3 protein-coding genes are annotated in these 2597 nt (G+C 74.3%); all 3 read left to right on the top strand.

Features of this window, described 5'->3' with window-relative positions; translation table 11 throughout:
• Nucleotides 1–130 precede the first annotated feature (130 nt).
• The 3 genes from ACFXPK_RS32730 (at nt 131) to ACFXPK_RS32720 (ending at nt 2563) form a co-directional block, all read left to right on the top strand.
• Complete coding sequence (locus ACFXPK_RS32730) at nt 131–457, top strand: 3-oxoacyl-[acyl-carrier-protein] synthase III C-terminal domain-containing protein (protein ID WP_385080794.1); 327 nt, start codon at nt 131–133, stop codon at nt 455–457.
• Nucleotides 458–537: 80 nt separating this feature from the next.
• Nucleotides 538–2262, top strand: a complete 1725-nt coding sequence (locus tag ACFXPK_RS32725) for a (2,3-dihydroxybenzoyl)adenylate synthase (protein ID WP_385003678.1) — start codon at nt 538–540, stop codon at nt 2260–2262.
• A 19-nt stretch (nt 2263–2281) separates the two neighbouring features.
• Nucleotides 2282–2563 (top strand): phosphopantetheine-binding protein, encoded by a 282-nt coding sequence (locus tag ACFXPK_RS32720; protein WP_385080792.1) that lies wholly within the window; start codon nt 2282–2284, stop codon nt 2561–2563.
• Nucleotides 2564–2597: the final 34 nt, after the last annotated feature.

Raw genomic sequence — 2597 nt, 5'->3', positions numbered from 1 at the left:
AGGAAGGGGTGTACGGCGCGGACGCGGGGGGGCGGGCGGGCGGCGCGGGGGTGGGGGGCGGCCGGGGCCCGCGGCGGGCGCGCGCGGGGGGCGCGCGGCCCCCCGGCCCGCGCGTCCACATCGCGACCCCGTGCCCGGGGGGGCCCCGCAGCGCACCCTGGCCGAGGCGGGTCTCTCCATGGACGACGTGGCCCGGGTCACGCACGTCGGCTTCAACGAGGACCCGCTGCACGCGCTCTACTTCGAGCCGCTGGGCATCGACGCGGCGCGCGGCACCTGGGAGCAGAGCCGGCGCATCGGCCACGCCGGTATGAACGACGTCGTCATCGGGCTCGAACACCTCTGGCTCACGGGCCAGGTCGTCCCGGGCGACAAGGTGCTGATGGTCGGCACCACGCCCGGCATGGAGGTCGGCTGCGCGGTCGTCGAGATCACCCAGGGGCCGGACGGGGCGTGACGCCCGTACGGGCCCCGGCGCCCGGCACCGCCCCTTCCCCTCCCCCCAGACATCAGTGACCCATCGTAAGGAGACGGCCGATGCTCGACGGTTGCACACCCTGGCCGAAGGAGTTCGCCGAGCGGTACCGCGCGGAGGGCCTCTGGCGCGGCGAGACCCTGGTGGACATGTTGACGGCCTCGGCCGGGCGGCACGGCGGGAAGACGGCGCTGGCGCAGGGCGCCCACCGGCTGTCCTACGAGGAACTGGACCGCAGGGCGCGCCGGATGGCGGCGGGCTTCCGGGCCCAGGGGATCGCCCCGGCCGACCGGGTGGTGGTCCAGCTCCCCAATGTGGCGGAGTTCGTGGTGGTCTGCTTCGCGCTGTTCCGGCTGGGCGCCCACCCGGTGTTCGCGCTCCCCGCGCACCGGGCCAGCGAGATCCGGCACCTGTGCGAGCTGTCCGGCGCGGTCGGCTACGTCTTCCCCGGTGTCCACCGCGGCTTCGACCATCCGGAGCTGGCCCGCCGGATCCGTGACGAGGTCCCCACCCTGCGCACGCTGTTCACCCTCGCGGAGACGGCGGAGACCGCGGAGACGCCGGAGACCGCGCAGGCCGGGACCGGCGCGATCGTCCCGCTCTCCGCCGTGGAGGCCGCGGGGGACACGGCCGAGGCCTCCACGGGGCCCGCGCCCGACCCGTCCGACGTGGCGTTCTTCCTGCTCTCCGGCGGGACCACCGCTCTGCCCAAGCTCATACCGCGTACCCACGACGACTACGTGTACATGGCCCGCGCCGCCGTCGAGGCGATCGGGCTCACCGAGGACGACACGTATCTCGCGGTCCTGCCCGTCGAGTTCAACTTCACCTGGGGCTGCCCCGGGGTGATCGGCACCCTGCTCGCGGGCGGCACGGTGGTGCTCGCGGAGGACCCGACGCCGGAGCGCTGCTTCCCCGTCATCGAACAGGAAGCGGTGACGATCACCGCGGTCGGCCCCAGCGTCGTCCAGCTCTGGCTGGAGGCCGCCGAGTGGCTGAAGCCGGACCTGTCCAGCCTGCGTACCCTCCAGGTCGGCGGGTCCACCTTCCACCCGGAGCTGGCGGCGCGGGTCGCGCCCGAGCTGGGCTGCCGGGTCCAGCAGGTCTTCGGCATGGCCGAGGGCCTGATCACCTTCACCCGCGACGGCGACCCCGACGACACCGTGCTCACCACCCAGGGGCGGCCCATCTCCCCCGCCGACGAGGTCCGGATCGTCGACACGCGGGACCAGGACGTGCCGGCCGGTACGGTCGGCGAGCTGCTGACCCGCGGCCCCTACACCCTGCGCGGCTACTACCGCGCCCCGGAGCACAACGCGGGGGCCTTCACCGAGGACGGCTTCTACCACAGCGGTGACCTGGCCCGGCTGACGCCCGACGGGAACCTGGTGATCGAGGGCCGGATCAAGGACATGATCAACCGGGGCGGGGACAAGGTCTCCGCCGGTGAGGTGGAGGGCCATCTGCTCGCCCATCCCGCGATCGCGCGGGCGGCCGTGGTCCCCGTACCGGACGACTACCTCGGTGAACGCGTCTGCGCCTTCGTCGTCCCCGTGGGCGACCCCCCGTCCCTGCCCGAGCTGAAGGCCGCGCTGACCGAACGCGGGCTGGCCGGCTACAAGCTGCCGGACCGCCTGGAGATCGTCGCCGAGCTGCCGCTCACGGGCCTGGGCAAGACCGACAAAAAGATTCTCGCGGCCATCGCCCGGGGTGAACCCGCCCCCGCCGCCGCGGACTTCGTCCCTTCCCCTCCCGGCCTGCCGGACACGGAACGTCCCGCCGGGTGAAGCAGAGAGGCACACCACCATGGACCAGCAGCCGACCAGCACCGCCGACGAGATACGCACCGCCGTCGCGGCCCTGCTCGACACCGACCCGCTGACCATCGCGGGCGACGACAACCTCGCCTTCCTCGGGCTCGGCTCCCTGGACGTCATGCGGCTGAGCGGCCGCTGGCGCCGTGAAGGGCTGCCGGTGGAGTTCGAGGTCCTGGTCGCCGACCCCACCGTCGACGGCTGGGCGCGCCACATCGACGCGATCCGCCGCGCGGCGGGCGGCACCGGCGGCTCCGGCCCCACCACCGCCTGACCCGCGCTCCCCGCGGCCGGCCACACCCCTGACC

It is taken from the genome of Streptomyces sp. NPDC059142, assembly GCF_042755665.1.
Classification (GTDB): domain Bacteria; phylum Actinomycetota; class Actinomycetes; order Streptomycetales; family Streptomycetaceae; genus Streptomyces.
This window is presented reverse-complemented; position numbering and strand designations above follow the sequence as displayed.